Source organism: Bradyrhizobium sp. LM2.9, from assembly GCF_054056555.1.
Map to the genome: position 1 here is coordinate 6,470,026 of NZ_JBSRYJ010000002.1, position 24,174 is coordinate 6,494,199.

General features: G+C 64.1%; 16 protein-coding genes and 1 pseudogene. 10 read left to right on the top strand and 7 right to left on the bottom strand.

The annotated features are described in order from the left end of the window. Positions 1 to 514 precede the first annotated feature (514 nt). A complete protein-coding gene (locus tag ACVWW3_RS33240; protein ID WP_456672434.1) occupies positions 515 to 3,529 on the top strand; it encodes an autotransporter outer membrane beta-barrel domain-containing protein in 3,015 nt (1,004 codons plus the stop codon). A gap of 3 nt (positions 3,530 to 3,532) precedes the next feature. Here ACVWW3_RS33240 and ACVWW3_RS33245 read toward each other — a convergent pair whose 3' ends face one another. From ACVWW3_RS33245 to ACVWW3_RS33265, 5 genes and pseudogenes are all read right to left on the bottom strand, one after another. Beyond that, complete coding sequence (locus tag ACVWW3_RS33245) at positions 3,533 to 4,363, bottom strand: MlaD family protein (protein ID WP_247442144.1); 831 nt, start codon at positions 4,361 to 4,363, stop codon at positions 3,533 to 3,535. Positions 4,364 to 4,520: 157 nt separating this feature from the next. After that, positions 4,521 to 6,740, bottom strand: a complete 2,220-nt coding sequence (locus ACVWW3_RS33250) for an acetate--CoA ligase family protein (protein ID WP_456672274.1) — start codon at positions 6,738 to 6,740, stop codon at positions 4,521 to 4,523. A 163-nt stretch (positions 6,741 to 6,903) separates the two neighbouring features. Further along, positions 6,904 to 7,285 (bottom strand): annotated as a pseudogene (locus ACVWW3_RS33255) (glycosyltransferase); the annotation flags it as partial. Then, positions 7,272 to 7,844, bottom strand: a complete 573-nt coding sequence (locus ACVWW3_RS33260) for a class GN sortase (protein WP_456651859.1) — start codon at positions 7,842 to 7,844, stop codon at positions 7,272 to 7,274. The gene ACVWW3_RS33260 and the pseudogene ACVWW3_RS33255, both read right to left, overlap by 14 nt. A gap of 198 nt (positions 7,845 to 8,042) precedes the next feature. Beyond that, the gene (locus ACVWW3_RS33265; RefSeq protein WP_456651858.1) at positions 8,043 to 10,304 is read right to left on the bottom strand and encodes a marine proteobacterial sortase target protein; all 2,262 of its coding nucleotides are present in this window, start codon (positions 10,302 to 10,304) and stop codon (positions 8,043 to 8,045) included. A 186-nt stretch (positions 10,305 to 10,490) separates the two neighbouring features. Here ACVWW3_RS33265 and ACVWW3_RS33270 point away from each other — a divergent pair, with 186 nt between their 5' ends. Next, on the top strand, positions 10,491 to 11,261 hold the full coding sequence (locus tag ACVWW3_RS33270) for a helix-turn-helix transcriptional regulator (RefSeq protein ID WP_456651857.1): 771 nt from the start codon (positions 10,491 to 10,493) through the stop codon (positions 11,259 to 11,261). A gap of 147 nt (positions 11,262 to 11,408) precedes the next feature. After that, the gene (locus ACVWW3_RS33275; protein ID WP_456651856.1) at positions 11,409 to 11,891 is read left to right on the top strand and encodes a hypothetical protein; all 483 of its coding nucleotides are present in this window, start codon (positions 11,409 to 11,411) and stop codon (positions 11,889 to 11,891) included. A 65-nt stretch (positions 11,892 to 11,956) separates the two neighbouring features. On the opposite strand, the gene ACVWW3_RS33280 is transcribed toward ACVWW3_RS33275, so the two are convergent. Further along, a complete protein-coding gene (locus ACVWW3_RS33280) occupies positions 11,957 to 13,177 on the bottom strand; it encodes an ABC transporter substrate-binding protein (protein WP_456651855.1) in 1,221 nt (406 codons plus the stop codon). An 87-nt stretch (positions 13,178 to 13,264) separates the two neighbouring features. Next, complete coding sequence (locus ACVWW3_RS33285; protein WP_456651854.1) at positions 13,265 to 14,815, bottom strand: acyl-CoA synthetase; 1,551 nt, start codon at positions 14,813 to 14,815, stop codon at positions 13,265 to 13,267. 262 nt (positions 14,816 to 15,077) lie between these two features. Between ACVWW3_RS33285 and ACVWW3_RS33290 the strand changes: the two genes are divergently transcribed. The 7 genes from ACVWW3_RS33290 (at position 15,078) to ACVWW3_RS33320 (ending at position 23,764) form a co-directional block, all read left to right on the top strand. Then, a complete protein-coding gene (locus ACVWW3_RS33290) occupies positions 15,078 to 16,214 on the top strand; it encodes an acyl-CoA dehydrogenase family protein (protein ID WP_456651853.1) in 1,137 nt (378 codons plus the stop codon). Between the two features lie 15 nt (positions 16,215 to 16,229). After that, a complete protein-coding gene (locus ACVWW3_RS33295; RefSeq protein WP_456651852.1) occupies positions 16,230 to 17,393 on the top strand; it encodes an acyl-CoA dehydrogenase family protein in 1,164 nt (387 codons plus the stop codon). Beyond that, complete coding sequence (locus ACVWW3_RS33300; RefSeq protein ID WP_456651851.1) at positions 17,393 to 18,049, top strand: glutathione S-transferase family protein; 657 nt, start codon at positions 17,393 to 17,395, stop codon at positions 18,047 to 18,049. Before ACVWW3_RS33295 ends, ACVWW3_RS33300 begins: the two co-directional genes overlap by 1 nt. Before the next feature lie 174 nt (positions 18,050 to 18,223). Then, positions 18,224 to 19,024, top strand: a complete 801-nt coding sequence (locus ACVWW3_RS33305) for a helix-turn-helix domain-containing protein (protein WP_456651850.1) — start codon at positions 18,224 to 18,226, stop codon at positions 19,022 to 19,024. A gap of 169 nt (positions 19,025 to 19,193) precedes the next feature. Further along, a complete protein-coding gene (locus ACVWW3_RS33310; protein WP_456651849.1) occupies positions 19,194 to 20,060 on the top strand; it encodes a 3-keto-5-aminohexanoate cleavage protein in 867 nt (288 codons plus the stop codon). 114 nt (positions 20,061 to 20,174) lie between these two features. Further along, on the top strand, positions 20,175 to 21,791 hold the full coding sequence (locus ACVWW3_RS33315; RefSeq protein WP_456651848.1) for an acyl-CoA carboxylase subunit beta: 1,617 nt from the start codon (positions 20,175 to 20,177) through the stop codon (positions 21,789 to 21,791). After that, on the top strand, positions 21,788 to 23,764 hold the full coding sequence (locus tag ACVWW3_RS33320) for an acetyl-CoA carboxylase biotin carboxylase subunit (RefSeq protein WP_456651847.1): 1,977 nt from the start codon (positions 21,788 to 21,790) through the stop codon (positions 23,762 to 23,764). Before ACVWW3_RS33315 ends, ACVWW3_RS33320 begins: the two co-directional genes overlap by 4 nt. The last annotated feature ends 410 nt before the right edge of the window (positions 23,765 to 24,174 follow it).

Sequence of the window (24,174 nt, forward strand, 5' to 3'; positions counted from 1 at the left end):
CGAGCTGACCCGGCGCAGTGCCGGACGAAGCCTCGCGCAGGTGTGCAAACCGCTGCCGAACAACCACTTCAAACAGCTGGGAGTCCCCAAACTTGCCAGTTGACCTCGACCCATCGAACCGCCCGGTGCGGACCCGCATGCCGGGTGGTGTGGCAGGGGACGCGGAGATACCATCTCCGCGCTCCTATGCCGATTGAAGTTGAAGACGCCATGGCTGGCGACGAACGTCGCTCTGGGCTGCCAGCCATCAATGTGAACGGCCGTACACGCGCGTAGACATTCTGACGCAGGACCACGCGTGTGGAATGCGAATTTATGGTGCAAAACCGTGGCGCGGTTGCAACATCATCTGCTGAATCAACCCAAATTGTACCTCGGACAGCCATTCCGCGGATTCCGTAGTTTGACGGAGGGAACTAGTCGCTTAGTTTGCCGGCGGCGCGGCTGAGGCGCCGCTAACGAGGGCGCTGGGGTGGAGTTTCGATCGCAGTCGGGCGGACAGAACCGGCTGCGCATGGGTGCTGCCGGGTCGTCCGTCGTTGCGGTTCTGTTCGGCCTCTGCTTGTCGACGCACCCCGCCGGCGCGCAGCAGGTCTTCAACGGATCGCAGACCACTCCGAACGGTGCCATCAACGGCGGCGGCGGGGTGTGGGACACGACCATCACGAATTGGAGCGACGTCTTCGGTTCGACCAGCAGCGCCTACGATCCTGCGTCAGCCGGCACGATATTCGGCTACTCGGGAGTCTCGACACCGGCCACGGCCGGCACCGTGACGGTCGCGCCAAGTGGCGTCCAGCTCACTGGTCTCGTGGGTTTCGACCTCACCGCCGACAATTCGGTCTACACCATCCAGGGCGGCGACCTCCGGCTAGCCTCGGGCGGCACCATGATCTTCACCAACGATGTCACCGGCACGGCGGATCCGTCGGCCGTGATCGCCTCGCGCATCACCGGTAGCGGCGGGATCAACGTCCAAGGGCCCGGGATCCTGGCGCTGATCGGCGCCAACACCTATGCCGGCGACACTTTCATCTGCGCTTGCGCGGCGTTGCAGCTTGGCGACGCGACCCACACCGCGAGCATCATCGGTGCCGTCGTCAACGACGGTCTCTTCAATGTCGTCAATGCCGACACGTCGGGCATCACGTCGCTCCTGAACGGATTGTCTGGCGTGACGATGTTCCTCAACGCGACCTCCGCCAGCTCTATGATCATCACCAACAACGGCCAGCTGTACTTTGGCGATCCGTTCGGGACCGGGATCGACACCGCCACGGCCGGCCGGGCGACCATCACCAATGATGGCTCGATCGGCTTCTTTGGCCGGACCAATGCAGGTTCGGCCAGCATCACCAACCAGAGTGGCGGCATCACCGCATTCATCGATCAAGCCTCGGCGGGCTCGGCGACCATCGTGAACAAGGACTTTGGCGGCACGAGCTTCGGCGCCGTGCCGGGAAGCACCGCGACCGCCGACAACGCAACAATCATAAACGATGTCGACGGCCAGACCGCTTTCGGCGCATTGTCGACGGCCGGCAATGCCACCATCATCACCAAGGATGGCGGCGCGACCAAGTTCTACGACAATTCCACAGGCGGCAACGCGCGCTTCATCACCACCGGCACAGGCATCGTTGACTTTGGGATCAGCCTCGGCCCGCATGGTGACGGACGCATCACGGCCGGTTCGATCGAAGGCAATGGCACCTACTATATCGGCGGTGGCAACACGCTCGCCGTCGGTAGCAATAATCGCTCGATGCTGGTCGACGGGGTCATCGGCGACTACGATCCCTGCGGGTGCGGTTTCATCGGCTCCGGCTCTCTTGAAAAAGTAGGGAGCGGAACGCTGATCCTCTCCGGCACCAATACCTACACCGGTACCACGACGGTGAATGGCGGCATCCTGCGAGTCGATGGTGACATCTCCCAATCGAGCCTGACCACCGTGAAGGCGGGCGGCGCACTGTTCGGCGCCGGGATCGTCGGTAACACCACCATTGCTGCCGGCGGCATCTATGCGCCCGGCGACGGCGGGCCGGGCTCGAGCATGGCGGTTCTCGGTGACCTCGCGTTCCAGTCTGGCGCGCTCTACCTCGTGCAGGTCGGTAGCGGAACCACCGCCAGCTTTGCCAATGTTTTCGGCAACGCCGGCCTGAATGGCACCGTCGGCGTCTCGCTGTACGCTGGCAGCACCATCTTGCCGCAATACAAGATCATGCAGTTTTCCGGCGCTGCCACCGATAACTTTGCCGGTGTCGCCGCTCCCGGCGGCCTGATTGGTACGACGACCGTAGATCCTGCCGGCACTGTCTATCTCAATTTCACACTGGACTATGGCGCGAAATACGCCCTCAACGTCAATCAGAAGAACGTCGCCACCACGCTTCAGAATTTCTTCAACGCGAACGGCTTTCTGCAAGCGGAATTCGCGGGCCTCGGCCCGGCCGGCCTGACACAGGCCTCCGGCGAGCCGGCGACGGGTTCGCAGCAGGCGACCTTCAGCGCGATGAACCTGTTCCTCGGCCTGCTCACCGACGTGTTTGGCTCGGGGCGTAGCGGGACGCCGGGTGCGACGCCCTTCGCCGACGAGACGAGCGCGAACGCGTATGCCGCGACCGGCAAGAGCGCACGCGACGCCCTTGCCTCGATCTATCGCAAGGCGCCGCCGGCGAATTTCGAACAACGTTGGGACGTGTGGGCTGCCGGCTATGGTGGCTCGCAGACCAGCGACGGCAATGCCGGCCTCGGCTCAAACAACACCAGCAGCAGCGTCTACGGGACCGCCGTCGGCCTCGACTACCGCTTCTCGCCGTCGACGATCGCCGGCTTTGCGCTTGCGGGCGGGGCGACCGGCTTCAACGTCAACGGGCTCGGCTGGGGCCGCTCCGATCTGTTCCAGGCCGGCGTCTTCGTGCGTCATACCGCCGGACCAGCCTATATCACGGCCGCGCTGGCCTATGGCTGGCAGGACGTCACGACCAACCGCATCGTCACCGCCGCGGGTGTCGATCAGTTGCGTGCGCAGTTCAACGCCAACGCGCTCTCGGGCCGTATCGAGGGCGGCTATCGCCATGCCTCGCAGTGGATCGGCCTCACGCCCTATGCGGCGCTCCAGGCCACCGTGTTCAGCCTTCCGAGCTATTCAGAGTTCGCGGTGGTCGGCAGCAACGTCTTCGCGCTGAATTATGCCGCCAAGGACGTGACCAGCACCCGCACCGAGCTCGGCCTGCGCGCGGACAAGTCATTCGCCGCGGCCGGCGGCCTGATGACTCTGCGCGGCCGCGTCGCCTGGGCGCATGACTACAATCCGGATCGCACCGTCGGTGCGGTCTTCCAGACGTTGCCGGGATCGGCATTCGTGGTGAACGGCGCCGCTCAGGCGCACGATTCCGCGCTGACCACAGCGGCGGTGCAGATGAGCTGGATGAACGGCTGGTCTGCGTCGGCGACCTTCGAGGGCGAGTTCTCGAACGTCACCCGCTCCTACGCCGGCAAAGGTGTCGTTCGCTACGCCTGGTAGGCTTTACCGCTTCTGCTGCGTAGGCTTGCGCGGCGGGCGCGGGGCGGCGGCGGGGGCGGACGTCCCGCTCATCTTGTTGGCGGCCTCGCTGACGTCGAGCAGCGAGCGACGGATGTCCTCGAGGAAATTCGCCGATTTCTTTCTCATGGTGTCGGCGAGCTCGTGCAATCCCTGTATCTTTTCGAACAGCTCATCCGCCTTGCCATCGGCGAAGCCGGGCACTACGCCCTCGATCTTTGTGACCGCCTTGTCGAAGCCCGCGAAAGCGCTGTCGACCTTGGCCATGACGGAATCGATTTCGCCGCCCTTGCTCCTGAGATCGGCGGTGTAGTTCTCGAACGTGCGCAGGCCCTCCTTGATCGCCGGGGCGTTGCTGACGATGGTGCGATCGACACTATGCAGGGTGTCGACGATGGATTCGGCGTCGCTGAGATCGGCGGTCAGCACGGGGATGCCGTCGGCGTCGAGCGGCACCGGCGGAGCGGAGGGGGCGCCGCCGATCAGCGACACCGCGGCGACGCCGGTAAGGCCTTGGAACTCGATGCCGGCCACAGTGTCCTTGCGGATCGGCGCTGCATTATCGAGCGACACGAGCGCCACGACCTTGCGGGGATTGTCGAGCTTGATCGACAGGATCTGGCCGGCGGGAACACCGTCGAAATTGACCGGCCCGCCGCGGCGCAGTCCGCTGGCCGAACCGCCCTCGAACACCACGCGCAACTGGCTGCGGCTCTGGGCGGTGCGCCATTTCTGCACGCCAAGCAGGCCGCCGAACGCCACGGCGATCACCGCCAGCGTCGCCGTTCCGATCACCAGATTGCTCGCGCGTGCCATGCAGGGTGATTTTACGGCCAAAGCGGGGAAGTTGGAAGGATGATGCTGCGGCCGTAATCCTAAGTGGGACGGGTTAGGGAAGCGTAACCCGCCACTTCCTCTCGCGTTTGTCGCAAGTATTGGCGGATTACGCTGCGCTAATCCGCCCTACGCGACATCAATGCCCGGTGGCGCGTTTGGCCGCAGCATTGTTCAGCACGATCAGGGCATCGACGGCGACGCCTGTTTTGGCATTGATCAGGAACGGATTGACGTCGATCGAGGCGATCCGGTCGCCGGCGTCCGCGATCAGATTGGACAGGCCGACCAGCGCTTTCACCGCGGAGGCCTCGTGCAAGGCCGGCTTGCCGCGATACCCACGCATCTTGATGCCGGCCTTGGTGCGGCCGATCAGAAGCCGCGCCTCGGCCTCGTCCAGTGGCGCACCGGCGAGCGCCACGTCCTTCATCAGCTCGATGTCGATGCCGCCGGTGCCGAACAGCACGACCGGACCCATTTCGGCATCGAGCGAGGCCCCGACCACGAGCTCGAGATCGGCCTTGACCTGTTGCGCGATCAGAATGCCGTCAAGCTTCGGTTTGCCCTTCAGCTTGTTCACCCGCGCGGTGATGTCGGCGAACGCCTTTTTGACCTCGGCCGCGTTGTTGAGATTCAGCACCACGCCGCCGATGTCTGATTTGTGCAGAATCTCGGCGCTGACGAGTTTGGCCACGACAGGGAAGCCGATCTGCTTGGCGATCTTCACGGCCTCGGCTGCCGTCTGTGCGATTGCCTCCTTCGAGATCGGGATGCCATAGGCCTTCAGGAGCCTCTTGGAGGCGACCTCGTCGAGCGCGGCGCCGGTTGCCGATTTCAGCGCCTTCTCGAGCACGGCACGCGCGGCAGGCTTCGAGCTCGAGACGATATCGGGCACTTCCTTGCGCAGTTTGGCGTAGTCGAGCAGCGACTTGATCGCGGTCACCGCGCGATCCATGCCCTGCATGACAGCGAGATGCGGCAGCGATTTGCGCAAGGTCTTGGTGAACTCGGTGAAGCCGATCGACATCGCGCTGATATAGATCACCGGCTTGCCGGCCCGGCTCGCCATTTCGTTGACGATGCGCAGGTTGCGCTCGCGCAGCTCGTGCGGCGCCTTTGGCAGCTCCGCATCGACGATGACGATATCGATATCGGGGTCTTCGATCATCAGCTCGATCGATTTCATGTAGACGGAGGGATCGACCACCGCCGCAAAGCCGGCGTCGAGCGGATTGCCGACGATCGAGCCTGGGCCGAGCATTTTTGCCAGCTCGGAGCCGACGTGCGGGCTTAGCGGCGCAAAATTCAGGCCTGCGGCATAGAAGGCGTCGAGCAGCATGCCGCGCTTGCCGCCGGATAGCGTCACCGCGGCAAGCCGGTCGCCTTCGGGCACCGCGGCGTGGACGAAGCATTCGGTGGCTTCGATCAGCTCGTCGAGCCCGCCGACCCTGATGACTCCTTCGCGCGTTGCGATGGCGTCGAACGTCTCGATCGAGCCCGCGAGCGCGCCGGTGTGCGCCATCGCCGCCGCGCGGCCACCCTCGGACGCCCCGAGCTTGAGCGCGATCACCGGTTTGCTCGCGGCGCGCGCCGCCTTGCAGGCGTCCCGGAATGCCTTGGTGTTGCGCACGCCTTCGAGGTAGACCACGATCACCTTGATGCTCGGATCCTCGGCGAAATAACGCATCAGGTCCGGCGTATCGAGCCCGGCCTCGTTGCCGGTCGTCACCATGTAGCCGACCCCGACGCCGCGATCTTCCAGTGCCTGGCGGATCGCCATGACGATGGCGCCCGATTGTCCGGCAATCGCCACCGCGCCCTGTTCCATGGTGACGATACGGTCGTCGATATTGGTGAAGAGCTTTTCGCCGGCGCTCAAATTGCCGAGGCAGTTCGGGCCGGTGACCGCCAATCCCGTCTCGCGCACGGCCGCTTGCAGTTCAGCGGCGAGCTTCTGGCTCCCCTCATCCTGCAACTCGCTGAAACCTGAGGTGACGATGGTGGCCGAGCGCGCGCCGGCGGCGGCGGCGTCGCGGATCACCTGCACGGCAAACCGCGCCGGCACCAGCACCAGCACGTGATCGGGCTTTTCCGGGAGGCTGGCAAAGTCCTTGTAGCAGGGGACGCCCCAGATGCTGTCGCGTTTGGTGTTGACCGGATAGAGCCCGCCCTCGTAGCCGTATTTGACCAGATTGTTCCAGATGCGCTCGGCATAGTTGCCGGGCTTGTCGGTCGCGCCCACCAGCACGATGTTGTGCGGGTGCAGCATGGCGTGGATGCCCTTGACGATATCGTTCGCATCGGGCGGTGGAGACCACGGGCGCGGAGAAACGGACGCAGCAGACACCGGGGCTTCCATGGCGTGACCTCACCTGTTGTTGTTCTTGGCGGCGCGTCACGCTGTTCTATGGGGAGTTGTTGGGAGTGGCAACCGTAAGCGTGTTAATGCCGCGCGATGGAATGAGCGATGCATCAAGCGTCGGTGATCGACGCGCTCGGAACGCGGTCCGCGTTGTCGTTAAGTATTTCAGTATCCCGAGCTTGCAGGCGTACTGAGAGGCCAGCTGCTTTGCGAGATAGGGAGCGATTGCGTGTCGGATCTGCATCTGTGTCGGATCGAAGCCGAGAACGCGCCGCCGCAGAATGCCCATTTCCCTGACGCCGACCGCATAGGTGGATGCCGTCTTCTGTGCATCATGGATTCGGAAGCAGGCGAGAAGGCGCGGCAGGCGTGCGAATTTGAATCCCGCGGCTTGCGCCCGCAGGATGAAGTCCCAATCCATCGCGTAGTGTAAGCTCTCGTCGATGGGCCCGATCCTGTCCCACACGCGTTTGCGCCAGAACATCTTCTCTTGCGGAATGTATTCGGCATATCGCAACGCCTTGCCCGTCATGGGGCGGCAGCTCCGATCAAGGTGGCATGAAGGATGTAGCGCTCCGGACCGGACGTGACGGCGTCGAACGGCCAGCAGGTGGCGAGCACGAGTTCGGCATCCCGTGCCGCAGGATCGATGCCCGAGGCATCGAAGCGAACCACAGCGGAGGAATCCGCGCGATAGCGAAAGTGTTCACCGTCACTGCGTGTGACATCGATCACATCACCAATGGCGACATTCCGCAGGAAACGGAAATGAGTGTCGCGGTGCGCTGCATATACGGCAACACCCCGCTCGCCCGCGTCAGCCGTTTGGCGGATATGGCCGGGCCCAAAAGCAAGCGCCTGGCCGCTGGTACCTTCCAGCACAATCGCGCTGGCGCCGATCCGCCTCACCTCGATCCGCGCGACCGGCCAGGTATCGGCCCATGACCATGGCTTGACCACCTCGCCGGTCGCAACGCTCCGGTCGAACGCGTGCTCCAGCAGCACCTGCGCGAGCCACGCTTTGGCATGGATATAGGCGCCGTCGCCGAACAGGATGACGCCGATCAGCGCGAGAACCAGGGGAGAGATGAAGCGGGGCATGGCACATTTTCCCGTCATGGCGAGGAGCGAAGCGACGAAGCAATCCGGACTGCGTCCCTGGAGGGATTTCTGGATTGCTTCGCTTCGCTCGCAATGACGAATTCGGTTGAGGCGGCGTGTTCAAAAAAGGCGCGCGCGGCCTTTGGTGTGGGACGGGCAGCCGCGCGCGCTAACAGAGGAGATCGGGGGGCTCCTCTCTCAAGCGACGTCAGTGAGCAAGGTCTGACGTCGGTCGAACAAGAACAGGATCAGGGCGAGCACGACCAGCATCAGGCCTGCGATCATCTTCAACTCGGCCGATGTCGCGGTCTTGGGCAGTCGGATCGCATCCGGTGCGGTGGGCGTCGGCCGCCTCGTGGCCGGCTGGTTGCGCGCATCGGCGTGACGTTCGCGGAGCTGCGTCGGGACCTGCGGTCGTTCGCCAAAGACCTTCGCGAAATCCCAGCCGGCGGGCAGGTTGATCGGCAATTCGCTGAGCTTGAGCGGCTCGCCTTCGGGACGGCTCGGCGTTTTGTCCACCGCGACGAGGCTGGTGAGCCGCGTGACGATCTGATGGTCGAGCGCCAGCGCCAGGATCGCCTTGTCGCAGTCTTCGGGAGTCTTCTCGCGCAGGGTGCGCGCCACTTCGGCGTCGTCGATCTTGCGCTTGGCCCAGAGCTTCGACAGGCCTTTGCCTTCGGCTGCATTTTGCAGCGGCAGCGTCACCGCCCATGGGCGGTCGCCGACGCGGCCCCTAATCTCGACCGAGCCCGCGAGCTTGTCGAGCTTTGCCGCCAGCACCAGCGGCTCGTCGCGATAGACGTCGGGAATGATCGCCGGCGTGACGTCGGCCTTGGCTTCGGAGAACTTTGCGCTGAGGCCGGTCACGGCCGGGTTCTCGAGTTTGGCGAACAGGCCGCGCATGCGCTCCTCGACCTGCTCGACGGAGCCGATATGGGTGAAGGCACCGCGACCGAGCTCGGCGGCGCGCGTCATCAGATAGGTGTTGGGCGCGGACCCGATGCCGACCATGAACACGCGCGAGCGGCCGCGCATCGCCGTAATCGTTTCGAACAATTGCTGCTCGTTGCCGATCGCGCCGTCGGTCAAGAACACGATTTGGCGAACCATGCCGGTATCGCCGAGCTTGTCGGTCAGCGCGGCCCGCATCGCCGGCACCATCTCGGTGCCGCCACGCGCCTGCAGCGCACTGACGAACGAGGTGGCTTCACCGACGCGCGCGGCATCCGCCGGCACGGAGGCCGGAAACAGCACGTCCATGGTGTCGTCGAAACGGATGACGTTGAAACGGTCGGTCGGCTGGAGACGGGAGAGCGCGTAGGTGAGGCTCGCCTTGGCCTGGACGATCGACGTGCCGCCCATCGAGCCGGAATTGTCGATCACGAACACCACTTCGCGCGGCAGTGGCTTCTGCGTTGCCTGCTCGGCGGTGGGCGGAGTGACGAAGGCGAGTAAATAATCGGCGTCGCCGACGCGTTCGCGGAACAGACCGACCGACGGCGCCTTTACAGCGGCCGGCTTCCAGGTCAGTTCGAAATCGCGGTCGGCAGGCACGGCACCGTCAGCAAGCGTGACGATTCGCGTCGTGTCGTCCGGGCTCGCGACCTTGACGTTATGGTGCGGGCTCTTGACCTCGCCGAGCGTAAAGCCGGCATTCAGGCTTACCGTGATGCTGGTCGGATTGACCGGCGCATTCCTGGCGGAATCCAGCACGGGCGGGGAGATACGGTCGCGGTCCGGCACCGGGTCCGCATTCGTCGCGCCCCAACCGGAGCCGTCGTTGCGGAAGTCGGCGCTCTGGACGATCGGCGTCGGATTGTAGCGTGGTCCGACCACCAGCGGCAGGCGCAGCGAATATTCGTTGCCGGATTGGTGCACCGGCTCCTGATATTCGATCTGCACCAGCACGGTTTCGCCGGGGCCGATATTGGCGACCGAGTTGGTGAAGATGTTCGGCCGCTCCTGTTCGGTGAGCGCGGCCTTCCGGCCGGCGCGGCGCGCCTCTTCATAGATCACGCGCGCCTGCTGCCGCTCCTTGATGTCGCCGATGATGACGCGGTCGCCGACCACCATCTTCAGCGTATCGACGGCACCGCCGGTGGGGAGCGGATAGACATAGGTCGCCTCGACCCAGTCGCTGGTCGGGTTGCGGAAGACTTGAGTGACGCGGGAGCGCAGCGTCGGGCCCGATACCGTGATGTCGACGTCGATGCCGAGGCGGATCGCTTCGGTGTAGGCGCCGTCCTCCTTCAGGAGGAGAGATCCGGATTTGGCGTCGCCGGGCTGGAGCAGGCTGGCCTGCTCCGTCGTCGCCGACCAGCCCGGCTCGAAGCTCACCAGCAGCGCCACGAAGGCGACCAGCGCCACCGCGATGCCCTGCACCAGAAGAAACAATCCGACCTTGATCAGCCGCCCCAGCATGGGGTGCTCGTCGCTCTCCATCGTGTCGTAGGTGTCCATTTGGCCTGCTCCCACAGCATGTTTGCTGGTTCTCAGCATCCGCCGGGACGGCCCGATTTCGCGAGCAGAATGATCGGCAATGTTCCGCCGCGGCTGGCCCGCGTTGGCCGCCTCTGCGGCAGCCAAGTGTGGTTTTGTGCTGGTTTGTCCGCCCTGCTAGAATGGCCGTCCTGGAGCGGGGCCACGATGCAGACCCAAGACAAATTCGCCGACAAGCAGCTTTCGGACGAGCAGAGCCGCGAGATTGCGGAGATCATTCGCGAGGAGCTCGCCAGACGCCGGATCTCGCGGCAGGCGCTGGCCGAGCAGGCCAAGCTCAGCCTGTCGACGCTGGAGAAGGTGCTCGGCGGTCGGCGGCCGTTCACGCTGGCGACCACGGTGCGGCTGGAGCAGGCGCTGGGCGTCTCCTTGCGCAAGAGTCCCGTCGTGGCGACGCCTCCGGCCGCAAGCGATGTCGCGCCCGACAGCCTCGGCTCCTATGCCCATCGCGCGGTGACCTGGATCGAGGACGTCTACATCACGCTGCGCCCGTCGTTCGGCGACAAGGACGCAATCTTCGCCTACCGCACCGAGATCGTCTGGGAGCCAAAGGTCTCTTCACTGGTATTCCGCGAGGGTGAGCGGACCGATGCCGCCTATGAGCACACCGGCGAGGTCGCGGTGCCGCATCAGTCCGGCTTCATCTATCTCGTCATCATCAAGCACGGCCAGCATCGCGTGATCACAGTGTCGCGGCCGACGGTTGCGGGCGAGATGTACGGAATCATATCGACGCTCCGCGCCGGCCCCGGCTCGCAGCTGACGCCGATCGCAGCGCCGATCGCCTACGTGCCGCTCCGGAACTTCCCGAAGCCCTCGCTGGGACGGGTCGCGCCCGGCGACGCCAATCATGAATTGTACCAAAAGCATCTGCGTCGCACGGTCGACGAATCGTTCGCGCTGTTTCTGTCGGCATAGTCCGCGAGAACTAGTCCGGAATGGCATTGCAAGCGTCTATGAAAGAAGGCATGCAGGACGTGCCCGCACCCTGCGGCGGTGAATCGCCGCTGTTCTCCGTCATCATCCCCCTCGAATATCATCGCGGGCAGTGGGAGCTGTCCTGGCGTGGCAGAGGCCGCCATGTACCAGGCCGACATCGAGTTCGGCATGAAGCAACATCCCTGGCGCAAGGTGCTGGATCAGTGCTTCTCGGCGCGCGCACAGCAGCGCGTCTCGCGGCCGCACGCGCGCGCGGTCTTGACCGCGCTGAAGCGCGTCGGGTCAAGTCACACGTTCCGCTGGAGCGAGCCGCAGGCTGCCGTGCGGATCAAGGGAGAGCCGGGCCACAACACCGTCCGCCTTCGGAGCCCTGCGCTTCGCGCGCCACTTGACAGGATCGGAACGCATTTCTACCTCGACGGCGCGCCGATCGATCCCGAAGCGATCGTGACCGGTTGCGACAGCTACACGCTGAGTGTCGATTTTCCGCCAACCGGCATCGCCACTCTTGCGTGGTCATGCCCCGTGCTCAGGGGTCTCGGAGATTCGCGTCGCCTCGGCCTGTCCCATCGTGGCGATCGACGTCGGCCAGGACATCCCGCAGGCTGAATGCGCCGCAAGAGAATAGCGGCCCTTCGGCCGCTATTCTGCATCTGCATGTATTTTCAGTCGAACTAGCCGCCTGTCTCGGCGCTGATGATATCGCCGAACAGCTCCCACTGGCCCTTCTTGAACCGCCACATCTTGAGCTGCTCGATCGGCGCGAAGTCCGTGGACGAGGTGTTGATCTTGATGCCCGGGATCAGCGTGTCGGGGACGAAGTCCTTGAGACTCGCGGCCTGCTTCATCACGTTCTCACGGGTCAGATTGTCGCCCGACTGCTTCAGCACCTGCACCATGGTCTGGGCCGCGGCATAGGCGTACACCAGATTGGCGTCCGAAATGTTTGCACCGGGCATGTATTTGTCGACGAAGACCATGAATTTCTTCATGCCCTCATCGTGCTTCCACTGCGGATCCGAAGCGTCCTTCAGGTAGCCGGCCGACAGCACACCTTCGGATGCCTCGAGGCCGGCCGGCTTCATCACCGCGCCGATCGACACCGAAACATCGGTCATGAGATGCATCGGCTTCCACTCCAGTTCGGCGATCTTCTTGATCGCCTGTGCCGCAAACTTCGGGGTCGCGATGTTGACGAAGACGTCGGCGCCGGTGCCCTTGAGCTTGACGATATGGGCATCGATCGAAGGCTCCGATGTCTCGTAGCTCTCTTCCGCCACGATCATTTTCGATGCCTTGTCGCCGAACACGTCCTTGATGCCGGCGAGGTAGTCTTTGCCGAAATCGTCATTGGCATAGAAGATCGCGACCTTCGCGTCCGGCTTCTCCTTCAAAATATACTTGGCGAAGATCTGTGCCTCGACGCGGTAGCTGGGCTGGAAGCCCATGGTCCAGGGAAAGTTCTTCGGATCGTTCCACTTGCTGGCACCTGTGGCGAGGAACAGTTGCGGCACCTTCTTGGAATTGTGATATTTCTGCACGGCGGTCTGGGTCGGCGTGCCCAGTGCGTTGAACACCAGGAAGACCTCGTCGCTCTCGATCAGCTTGCGGATCTGCTCAACGGTCTTCGGCGGCGAGTAGCCGTCATCGTAGGAGATCCAGTTAATCTTGCGGCCATTGATGCCGCCCTGATCGTTGATCATCCTGAAATAGGCTTCCTCGGTCTTGCCGATGACGCCGTAGGCGGAAGCCGGGCCGGAATAGGCCTCGACATTGCCGATCTTGATCTCGGTGTCGGTGACACCGGTGTCGTACGCTTTTTGCGCATACGCGGTTTGGGTTGTGAGCAGCGCCAACGCCGTTGCTGCGGCAAGCAGGGAGAGTTTCTTGTTCATGAAAATTCCTTGAAATTCCTTGGGGTTCTTGCGGGTTGGAGCAGGCACGTCGAAAAAAGAAAAGCGCCCGCGAGTGGGGCGCTTTGATCAGGCGTTGGCGGCTTTCTTGTCGACTTCCGAGGCCACCGAAAACTCCTTGCGCAACGTCGGCTTGTGGATTTTTCCGGTGGCGTTGCGAGGCAGCGCGTCGACGAAGTGAACCTGTCGCGGGCATTTGAATCGCGCGAGATTCGCCGCACAATGCGCGAACACATCGGCCTCGGTCAGCTTTTGGCCCGGCTTGACCGCGACGATGGCGAGGCCGGCCTCGCCCCATTGCGCGTCGGTCACGCCGATCACGGCGGCTTCCGCGATGGCGTTGAGTTGGTGTAGGACGTTCTCGACCTCGGCCGGATAGACGTTCTCGCCGCCGGAGATGTACATGTCCTTCCAGCGGTCGACGATATAGTAGAAGCCTTCGTCGTCGACGCGTGTCGCGTCGCCGGTGTGCAGCCATCCGTCGGTGAACGACGTTTTGTTCGCCTCGGGCTTGTTCCAGTAGCCGGGCGTGATATTCGGTCCCTTGACCCAGAGTTCACCGAGCTCGCCGACATCGGCGTCGCTGCCATCGGGACGCACGATGCGCACTTCCGTGTGCAGCACCGGCTTGCCGGCGGAGCCGGCCTTCCGTGCCGCATCCTCGCGGTCGAGCACCAGCACGGCCGGCGAGGTCTCAGTCATGCCGTAGCCCTGCTGGAGCGCGACGCCGCGCGCCTCCCACACCTTGAGCAGAGGTACCGGCATCGGAGCGCCGCCGACACCGCCGACGATCAGCCGGCCGAGATCGGTGGTCGCGAACGCCGGATGCTGCGCCATGAACTGGTAGATCGCGGGCACGCCGAAGAACACGTTGATGCCCTGCGCGGGATCGTTGATCAGGCCGAGCGCCGTGCCGGGATCGAAGGCGCGCATGATCATCACGGCACCGCCGGCGTGCAGCACCGGATTGGTGTAGCAATTCAGCCCGCCGGTGTGGAACAGCGGCAGCACGGTGAGCAGCACCGAGGACGGCCCGATGCAGGCAGGGCCGCCGAGATTGACGCAATTCCAGAAGGTCATGCCATGGGTGATGGTCGCGCCCTTGGGATGTCCCGTGGTGCCCGACGTGTACATGATGGTCGAGACATCATCGAGCGTGACCTCCTCGATTGCCTCGAGCGGCGTTGCCGCCGCGATGCCGGCCTCGTAAGGGCCGCCGGGCCCGAGCAGCAGGCTGCTGGTGACGCCGCACAGTCTCGCCACTGCGAGCGCCGTCTCGGCCAGATCGGTATCGTGGATCATCACCTTCGGCGCACAGTCGCCGGTAATGAACTGAAGCTCGGGAACGGTGAGGCGAGTGTTCAGGGGCACGAAGATCGCGCCGAGCCGGCCGCAGGCAAACTGCACCTCCAGCGTATCGGTCGTGTTCAGCGCCAGCACCGCGACGCGGTCGCCGCGCGAGACCTTCAGCGTATGACGCAAAAATGAAGCGAGACGAGAAATACGCGCATCCAGCTGCGCATAGGTGAAGCGCCGCTCGCTCGCGAGATCAATCACCGCAACCTTGTTCGGCGTGCGGCGGCCATGATGGACGATCCAGTCGTAGTAACGAACGGCCAAAAATTCCTCCCTCGGCGGTCTGGTGCCGCCTGCGTCCCTATTGCTCTGCACCATGCCCGGCGTGGCCCTGGGGCCAGCCGGAGTTTGTGCATCACGCTTTTTTTGATCAGGAGTTGGCGCGCGAGCGGTGAAAATCGTCTTGCGTTGAGTTGCTAGGCCGGTCCTGCTCGGAGGGGGGCCCGGCCAGCCACTCCGCGCAAGTGAGCCGCCAGGGTTCCGGCCATGGTGGACGAGACGAATCCGCCAGCAAGGCGAGAGTGCGATGAAAAGCCCGTTCTATACCGCCGAGCATGATGCCTTTCGCGAGATGATGCGCCGCTTCGTCGACAAGGAGATTGCGCCGTTCGCCCACGAGTGGGACGAGGCCGGCGAATTCCCCCGCGCGCTCTATCGCAAGGCGGCCGGGATCGGGCTCTTGGGGCTCGGATTCCCCGAGGAATATGGCGGGATCGCCGCTGACCAGTTCATGAAGATCGTCGCCAGCCAGGAGCTGGCGCGGGCCGGCGCCGGCGGGATCAGCGCCAGCCTGATGAGCCACACCATCGGTGCGCCGCCGATCGCGCGCGCGGCACGCCCTGAGGTTAGGGCGCGTGTGCTGCCTCGGGTGCTCGCGGGTGAGAAAATCTCCGCGCTCGCGATCACCGAGCCAGGCGGCGGCTCTGACGTCGCGGGCCTCCGGACCAAGGCGCGGCGCGACGGCGATCACTACGTCGTGAGCGGCGAGAAGACCTTCATCACCTCCGGGATGCGCGCCGACTATCTGACCGTTGCGGTGCGCACCGGCGGCGAGGGTGCCGGCGGCGTCAGCCTGCTCCTGATCGAGGGGGATACGCCCGGCCTGGCGCGGACAAAGCTGAAGAAGATGGGCTGGTGGGCCTCCGACACCGCAAGTCTGCATTTCGACGCGTGCCGCGTACCGGCGGAAAACCTGATCGGGGAGGAAGGCCAGGGCTTCAAGATCATCATGCATAATTTCAACAGCGAGCGCATGGGCATGGCGGCGGGCTGCACCGCCTTCGCGCGCGTGTGCCTCGACGAAGCGATTGCCTACGCCAAGGAGCGCAAGACTTTTGGAAAGCCGCTCGCGCAGCACCAGGTGATCCGCCACAAGATCGTCGACATGGCGCAGAAGGTCGCCGCATCGCAAGCGATGCTGGAGATGCTGGCCTGGCGGCTGGAGCAGGGTGAAAGCCCGGTCGCCGAAATCTGCATGATGAAGAACCAGGCGACCCAGACCATGGCGTTCTGCGCCTCTGAAGCCGTGCAGATCTTCGGCGGCGCCGGCTTCATGCGCGGCATCAAGGCCGAGCGCATCTACCGCGAGGTCAAGGTCAACGCCATCGGTGGCGGCACCGAGGAGATCATGAAGGATCTGGCGTCGCGGCAGATGGGGTTGTGACGACGAGAGGAAGAAATGCTGTTTACCGCCGACCACGACGAGATCCGCCGCTCTTTGCAAAAATTCATCGCGAATGAGATCAACCCTTACGTCGATGAGTGGGAGAAGGCCGAGATCTTCCCGGCGCACGAGCTGTTCAGGAAGATGGGCAGCCTCGGCTTTCTGGGGCTGAACAAGCCGGTCGAATTCGGCGGCTCCGGCCTCGACTATTCCTATGCGCTGTTGATGGCGGAGGAACTCGGCGCCATCACCTGTGGCGGCGTGCCGATGGCGATCGGCGTGCAGACCGACATGGCGACGCCGGCGCTGGCGCGGTTCGGCTCGGACGAGGTGCGGCGCGAATTCCTGGTACCCTCGATCTCCGGTGACTATGTAGCCTGCATCGGCGTCTCAGAGCCCGGCGCGGGCTCGGACGTGGCCTCGATCAAGACCAATGCGCGCACCGACGGCGACGACTACGTCATCGATGGCGGCAAGATGTGGATCACAAACGGCACCCAGGCCGATTGGATCTGCCTGCTCGCCAACACCGGCGACGGGCCCGTCCACCGCAACAAGTCGCTGATCTGCGTGCCCATGAAGACCAAGGGCGTCACTGTCGCGCGAAAACTCGACAAGATGGGCATGCGCTCCTCCGACACCGCGCAAATCTTCTTCGACAATGTCCGCGTGCCCAGGCGCAACCGGATCGGCGAGGAGGGCAAGGGCTTCACCTACCAGATGATCCAGTTCCAGGAGGAGCGCCTCTGGGGTGCGGCGGCCTGCCTGAAGGCGCACGAATACATCATCAACGAGACCATCGAATACACCCGCAACCGAAAAGCCTTCGGCAAGTCGATCCTCGACAACCAGGTCGTTCACTTCAAGCTGGCGGAGATGCAGACCGAGGTCGAGCTGCTGCGCGCGCTGATCTACCGCGCCGCCGAGGCGCTGGTGGCGGGCGAGGATGTCACAAAACTTGCGACCATGGCCAAGCTGAAGGCTGGTCGGATCGGCCGCGAGCTTACCGACGCCTGCTTGCAATATTGGGGCGGAATGGGCTTTACCAACGAGACGCCGGTCAGCCGTGCCTATCGCGACAGCCGCCTGACTTCGATCGGCGGCGGCGCGGACGAGGTCATGCTGATGGTCCTGTGCAAGATGATGGGCACGCTGCCCGGCAGCAAAGGAAGCTCTTGATGATCACGCTCTATCACTGCGACGCAGCGCGCTCTTTCCGTCCACTCTGGATGCTGGAGGAGATGGGACTTCCCTACGAACTGAAGATGCTGCCGTTCCCGCCGCGGGTCTTCGCCAAGGAATACCTCGCGCTCAATCCGCTGGGCACGATTCCCTTTTTGGTCGACGGCGAGACCAAGATGACGGAATCGTCCGGCATCTGCCACTATCTCGGCATCAAGCACGGGCCGACGCCGCTGATGGTGGGACCTGAGGATCCCGCCTATGGCGCGTTCCTGAACTGGATGTATTTCAGCGACGCCACGTTAACGTTCCCGCAGACGCTGGTGCTCCGATACACCCAGCTCGAGCCGGAAGAGCGCCGCAATCCGCAGGTCGCTACCGACTATGCAAAGTGGTTCCTGGGCCGGCTGCGCGCCGTCGAGGCCGCGACCGCCAATGCCGAAACATTGTGCGCGGGTCGCTTCACCGCCGCTGACATTGTCATTGGTTATGCGCTCCGCCTCGCCAGCAACATCGGGCTCGCCAAGGACTTTGGGCCAAATGTCGCAGGTTATTGGGCGTGCTTGCAGCAGCGCGATGGATTCAAACGTGCGGTTGCTGCGGAGCAGAAGGCTGGAGTCGAACAGAACATCGCGGCGCGTGTGAGGGCGTAGCTCCGTCGCCTGGACGAAATTGTTGCTTGCCGGTTCCGGGTTCGTCCTCTGGACGTCCGGGAACGCCGATGTTTTACGCTCCATGACAGCGCTACCGCGCCGTGACAGCGCCCAAATTTCCGCTAAGGTGACCTCCGTCCGCAGCGGCCAAAGAGCCGCGCGAGGAGGATCCCAATGGAAGATAACGGTCGCGAATCCGACCATTTGATGCTGATCACGCCGGAGCGGGTATTCTATGCCGGCCTGCTCGGCCGCCCCCGCAAGCGGACGCCCGGCTGCTGCCACGTGTATGTCGCGGTCAAAGGTAGCCTGCATCTGACGCTCGACGAAGTCCTCGCCACCGGCGAGCTGTTCGTCACCCTGCCGAACCAGCGGCATTCCATTGCCAGCGACTACCGCACGGCGATCAGCGTGACGCTGGAGCCGGAGAGCATGCCTGATGGCGTGATCGAGGCCTTGGCCGCGCGGCTCACCGGACCCGACCAGGCTGTCTATGCCCGCAAGATTCTCGCCGCCTACACGTTGTTGCGCGAGCGCCGCTACGGCGACATCACCACCGCCGAATTTGACGAGATGTGTTTTGGCGAAGCGCTGCCGCGGCGCGTGCTCGACCCGCGCGTGACGCGTGCGGTGGCGCGCATCGGCCGCTTCACGGGCGAGCCCGTGACGGCGGACACATGTGCGGCGGACGCCGGACTTTCCGCTTCGCGTTTCCTGCATCTGTTCAAGGAAGAGACCGGCATCTCGTTTCGCTCCTTTCGCGCCTGGAAGCGCGCGCGGCATCTGCTGCACTTCGCCAACCAGGACCTCAACCTCGCCCATCTCGCGCAGGATATCGGCTATCCCGACAGCACCCATTTCAGCCATTCGATCCGCCGCTTCTACGGCCTGAAGCCGCGCGCGATCTTCGTCGGCTCGCGGGATCTAGCGATCTATCGCAGCAGCGAGACGGTGAGGCTGGCGGAGGCGAGCTAGCATCGCTCTCGTAGTGGTGGGTTAGCTCGCGGCTGTGCGAAGCGCAGTCCGACAGCGTAACCCACCCTGCGATTTCTCGCTTTTTTCCAGCTTCTCCGCGCAAGAAGCCGCGTGTCGCCCATCACATGATCGCAAGCGTTGAATTATCAACGTGCGAGACATTCAAGGCATGAGCGACAAGGCCGTCATCACCTGCGCGCTGAACGGCGTGCTCACTGACCCCAGGCAGCACAATGTGCCTGTGACGCCCGAGCAGATGGCGCGCGAGGCCAAGGCTGCGTTCGATGCCGGCGCGTCGATCATGCACATCCATCTGCGCCAGCAGGCGCCGGACAAAGGGCATCTGCCGTCCTGGGAGGTCAGCGTCAGCAAGGAAATCCAGCAGGCCATCCGCGAAGCCTGCCCGGGTGTCATCATCAATCACACCTCGGGCGTCTCCGGGCCGAACTACTCAGGCGCGCTCGATTGCATCCGCGAGACCAGGCCGGAGATCGCGGCCTGCAACGCAGGCTCGCTGAATTACCTGAAGGTGAAGGCCGACAACAGCTGGGCCTGGCCGCCGATGATGTTCGACAATGCGGTCGAGAAGGTGAAGGACTATCTCGACGTCATGAATGCGGTCGGAACCATCCCCGAATTCGAATGTTTCGACGTCGGCATTGTTCGTTGCGTCGGCATGTACCGCCAGGTCGGCATGTACAAGGGTCCGCTCGAGTATAATTTTGTCATGGGCGTCGCCTCCGGCATGCCGTCCGATCCCGATCTGCTGCCGATCCTGATCAAGCTGAAGCGTCCCGAGGCGCATTTTCAGGTCACGGCGATCGGCCGCGAAGAAATCTGGCCGCTGCATCAGCGCTGCGCTGAGCTCGGCGGCCATCTGCGCACTGGCCTCGAAGATGCCTTCTATCTCGCCGACGGCAAGAAGGTGACGTCCAACGGCCAGCTGATCGAGGCCATCGCCGCCTGCGCCCGGCGCGCGGGCCGCGAGATCGCGAGCCCGGCGGAAGCGCGGAAGATTTTTGGGACGAACAGGTAAGTTATCGCCTCAACCGTCATTGCGAGCGCAGCGAAGCAATCCAGAATCTTTCTGCTGAGGCCGTCTGGATTGCTTCGTCGCTCCGCTCCCCGCAATGACGAGCAGGATGAATTTATGTCCATTCTCGAAAACACAGTTTCCCTCGGCAGCGCCGCCTATCACGCCAACCGCGACGGCATGCTCGGCCTGATCGACCGCATGCGGGCGCTGGAAGATCGGACGCGCGCCGCGTCGGCCGTGGCGAAAGATCGCTTCCACAAGCGCGGCCAGCTGCTGCCGCGCGAGCGCGTCGCATTGGTGCTCGATCCGGGCGCGCCCTTCATCGAGCTGTCCACGCTGGCCGGCTATATGTTCGACGTGCCGGATCCAAGCAAGAGCGTGCCCGGCGGCGGCGTCATCGCCGGCATCGGCTTCGTCTCGGGCATCCGCTGCATGGTCAGCGCCAACGATTCCGGCATCGATGCCGGCGCGCTCCAACCTTACGGCCTGGACAAGACGATACGCGTGCAGGAGCTCGCGCTGGAGAACAAGCTGCCTTATGTCCAGCTGGTCGAAAGCGCCGGTGCCAATCTCCTGCGCTACCGCGTCGAAGACTTTGTCCGTGGCGGCAACATCTTCCGCAATCTCGCGCGGCTCTCGGCTGCCGGGCTGCCCGTCGTCACCGTGACGCATGGCTCGTCGACCGCCGGTGGTGCCTATCAGACCGGCCTGTCCGATTACATCGTCATGGTCCGTGGCCGCACTCGCGCCTTCCTCGCGGGTCCGCCGCTGCTGAAGGCTGCAACTGGCGAGATCGCGACCGAGGAGGAACTTGGCGGCGCCGAGATGCACACGCAGGTTTCCGGTCTCGGCGACTATCTCGCCGAGGATGACCGCGACGCCCTGCGCATCGCCCGCGAGATCATGGCGGCGCTGGAGTGGGAGCGGTCGGGCAAGGCAGCTGCGCAATTCCATCCGCCGCGCTACGATCAGAACGAGCTGCTCGGCATCATGCCGATGGACCACAAGCGCTCCGTGGACATGAAGCAGGTGATCGCGCGCATCGTCGACGATTCCGATTTCACCGAGATGGCGCCGAACTACGGCCCGGCCACCGTCTGCGGCCATGCCCGCATCGAGGGCCAGGCGATCGGTATCATCACCAACAACGGCCCACTCGATCCCGCCGGCGCGAACAAGGCGACGCATTTCATCCAGGCTTGCTGCCAGACCCGCACGCCATTGCTGTATCTGAACAACACCACCGGCTACATGGTCGGCAAATCCTACGAAGAAGCCGGCATGATCAAGCACGGCTCCAAGATGATCCAGGCGGTGACGTCGGCGACGGTGCCGCAGATCACCATCTATTGCGGCGCCTCGTTCGGCGCCGGCAATTACGGCATGTGCGGGCGCGGCTTCCATCCGCGCTTCTGTTTCTCCTGGCCCAACGCCAAGACTGCCGTGATGGGCGGCGAGCAGGCCGCCGAGACCATGGCGATCGTCACCGAAGCCGCCGCAGTCCGCCGCGGCAAGCCGGTCGAGAAGGAAAAGCTCGATGCCATGAAGGCGCAGATCATCGGCGTGTTCGACGGCCAGATGGACGTGTTCTCGACCAGCGCGCGCATGCTCGACGACGGCGTGATCGATCCGCGCGACACCCGCGCGGTCCTGTCTGAGGTGCTCGCGATCTGCCGCGAGGGCGATGCGCGCACGCCCCAGCGCATGCAATTCTCGGTGGCCCGCCCATGAGGAACGGATCAGTGCAGCACCGGCCGTTCTCTAGGGTTTTGGTCGCCAATCGCGGCGAGATCGCGCTGCGGGTGATGCGAAGCGCGCGGAAGCTCGGCCTCGGCGTCGTCGCGGTCTATTCGGATGCGGATCGCGACGCGCTCCATGTGCGGCAGGCGGACCAGGCCGTGCACATCGGCGAAGCCCTGCCGGCGCAGTCCTATCTCAACATCCCCGCGATCATTGCGGCCGCAAAAGCCAGCGGCGCGGATGCAGTGCATCCCGGCTATGGTTTCCTCGCCGAAAACGAGGATTTTGCGCAGGCCTGCAAGGATGCCGGCCTGGTCTTCATCGGCCCGTCGCCGCAGGCGATCGCGGCGATGGGTAACAAGGCCGGCGCCAAGGAGATCATGAACAAGGCCGGCGTGCCCGTCGTGCCTGGCTATCAAGGCGCCGATCAGGGCGACGAGGTCATGCTGGCGGAAGCCAAAAAGATCGGCTTCCCCGTGATGATCAAGGCGGTCGCCGGCGGTGGCGGCCGCGGCATGCGGCTCGTCACCGACACTGCATCCTTCGGCGATGCCATGCGCAGTGCACGGTCTGAGGCGAAGGCGGCGTTCGGCGATCCCTCCGTCATCCTCGAACGCGCCATCCACAATCCCCGTCATATCGAGATTCAGGTGTTCGGCGACAGCCACGGCAATGCCATTCATCTCGGCGAGCGCGATTGCTCGGTGCAGCGGCGGCACCAGAAGCTGATCGAGGAGGCGCCGTCGCCCGCGGTCACGCCCGAGTTGCGCGGAAAGATGGGCGAGGTCGCGGTCGCCGCGGTGAAGGCGTTGCGTTACGAGGGCGCCGGGACGCTGGAGTTCCTGCTCGATACGAGTGGCGCGTTCTACTTCATGGAAATGAACACGCGCCTCCAGGTCGAGCATCCCGTGACCGAGGCGATCACCGGGCTCGATCTCGTCGAACTGCAGCTGCGCGTCGCGCGCGGCGAGCAATTGCCGGTGAAGCAGCAGGACATTCGCTTCACAGGCCACGCGATCGAGGTGCGGCTGTGCTCGGAGGACGCCGCGCATGATTTCATGCCGCAGTCCGGGCGCATGGCGCGCTGGCAGGTGCCGGATGGCATTCGCGTCGAGCATGCGCTGCAATCGGGCTCTGAGATTCCGCCGTTCTACGATTCCATGATCGCCAAGGTGATCAGCCATGGGGCGACACGCGAGGAGGCAAGGGGGCGGCTGATCGTCGGTCTGGAGCAACTGATCGGATTCGGTGTGACCACCAATCAGGCGTTCCTGATGTCATGCCTGCGCCATCCCGGCTTTGCCAAGGGCGAAGCGACGACGGCGTTCATTGGTGCGCATCGCGACGAATTGCTGGGGCCGGTTGCGAGTAGCACATTCAGCGCCGCGCTTGCGGGCCTTCTGCTCTACGTCACGAGCCCGCAGGCACCGACGTGGCGCAGTGGGCGAAGCCTCGCGGCAACGTTTCCGCTACCGGCAAAGATCGATATCGCCGGCCAGACGCATGAGCTCGAGGTCACCCGGGAGCGCGATGGCAGCTACACCGTTGCCATCGACGGCCGGCAGGACAAGTTCGAGGTCGATCAGCTCGACCTCGACGTGATCCGCTTCCGCCATGACGGCGTGATGGACAGCGCAAAATTCCTGCGCGACGGCAACCGGCTCTACCTCCAGTACCGCGGCATCCCGCTCGCGGCGACCGATCTCACCTTCGCCGCGCCGAAAGCCGCTGCAACAAATGGCGGCGACGGAAAAGTCCGTGCCGCCATGAACGGCCGTGTCGTTGCCGTGCTGGTCAAGCCGGGTGAGCGCGTCACCGCCGGTCAGCCGGTGATGACACTGGAAGCGATGAAGATGGAGCACGTCCACAAGGCCGGCATCGACGGGGTGGTCGCGGCGATCGACGTCGCCGAGGGCGAGCAGGTCACGACGGGGAAAATCGTGGCTGAGATCGGGGCTGGGTAGAGCGGCAGCTCGTCATTGCGAGGAGCGAAGCGACGAAGCAATCCAGACTGCATCCGGGGAAAGATTCTGGATTGCTCACATGGGGATTTGGTGTGTCAAGGCGGATGTTCAGCTTTTTGTTTGATTGCTGCCAGCTTTTCGTCCCGACCGCTGGGTCTTTCGGATGGCGCGCGCAGATCGTGTCAAGGTCGGCCCGGAGGGCCGCCGCGAAGCGGCTTGACCTTGACGCGAGCGAGCACGCCATCAGGCTTTGGTGGTCGGGCGGATGCGGGGCGGATAGCTCCTTCTCGTCAGGCGATCTCAGGTTCGAGCCGGTTTTCGCAATCTGGTTTCGCGTGCCAGATCAAACTCACATCCGGTCGTCGCGCGGTCGCGACTGCACCAACATTCCGCTTGCGGCGGGGCAGGCT

Excerpts from the sequence above, each read along its gene's own strand:
- ACVWW3_RS33250 (WP_456672274.1), bottom strand. The coding sequence starts at position 6,740 with ATGGAAGCCCCGGTGTCTGCTGCGTCCGTTTCTCCGCGCCCGTGGTCT.
- ACVWW3_RS33265 (WP_456651858.1), bottom strand. The coding sequence starts at position 10,304 with ATGGACACCTACGACACGATGGAGAGCGACGAGCACCCCATGCTGGGG.
- ACVWW3_RS33300 (WP_456651851.1), top strand. The coding sequence starts at position 17,393 with ATGATCACGCTCTATCACTGCGACGCAGCGCGCTCTTTCCGTCCACTC.
- ACVWW3_RS33245 (WP_247442144.1), bottom strand. The coding sequence starts at position 4,363 with ATGGCACGCGCGAGCAATCTGGTGATCGGAACGGCGACGCTGGCGGTG.
- ACVWW3_RS33305 (WP_456651850.1), top strand. The coding sequence starts at position 18,224 with ATGGAAGATAACGGTCGCGAATCCGACCATTTGATGCTGATCACGCCG.
- ACVWW3_RS33295 (WP_456651852.1), top strand. The coding sequence starts at position 16,230 with ATGCTGTTTACCGCCGACCACGACGAGATCCGCCGCTCTTTGCAAAAA.
- ACVWW3_RS33310 (WP_456651849.1), top strand. The coding sequence starts at position 19,194 with ATGAGCGACAAGGCCGTCATCACCTGCGCGCTGAACGGCGTGCTCACT.
- ACVWW3_RS33320 (WP_456651847.1), top strand. The coding sequence starts at position 21,788 with ATGAGGAACGGATCAGTGCAGCACCGGCCGTTCTCTAGGGTTTTGGTC.
- ACVWW3_RS33260 (WP_456651859.1), bottom strand. The coding sequence starts at position 7,844 with ATGCCCCGCTTCATCTCTCCCCTGGTTCTCGCGCTGATCGGCGTCATC.
- ACVWW3_RS33315 (WP_456651848.1), top strand. The coding sequence starts at position 20,175 with ATGTCCATTCTCGAAAACACAGTTTCCCTCGGCAGCGCCGCCTATCAC.
- ACVWW3_RS33290 (WP_456651853.1), top strand. The coding sequence starts at position 15,078 with ATGAAAAGCCCGTTCTATACCGCCGAGCATGATGCCTTTCGCGAGATG.
- ACVWW3_RS33280 (WP_456651855.1), bottom strand. The coding sequence starts at position 13,177 with ATGAACAAGAAACTCTCCCTGCTTGCCGCAGCAACGGCGTTGGCGCTG.
- ACVWW3_RS33270 (WP_456651857.1), top strand. The coding sequence starts at position 10,491 with ATGCAGACCCAAGACAAATTCGCCGACAAGCAGCTTTCGGACGAGCAG.
- ACVWW3_RS33240 (WP_456672434.1), top strand. The coding sequence starts at position 515 with ATGGGTGCTGCCGGGTCGTCCGTCGTTGCGGTTCTGTTCGGCCTCTGC.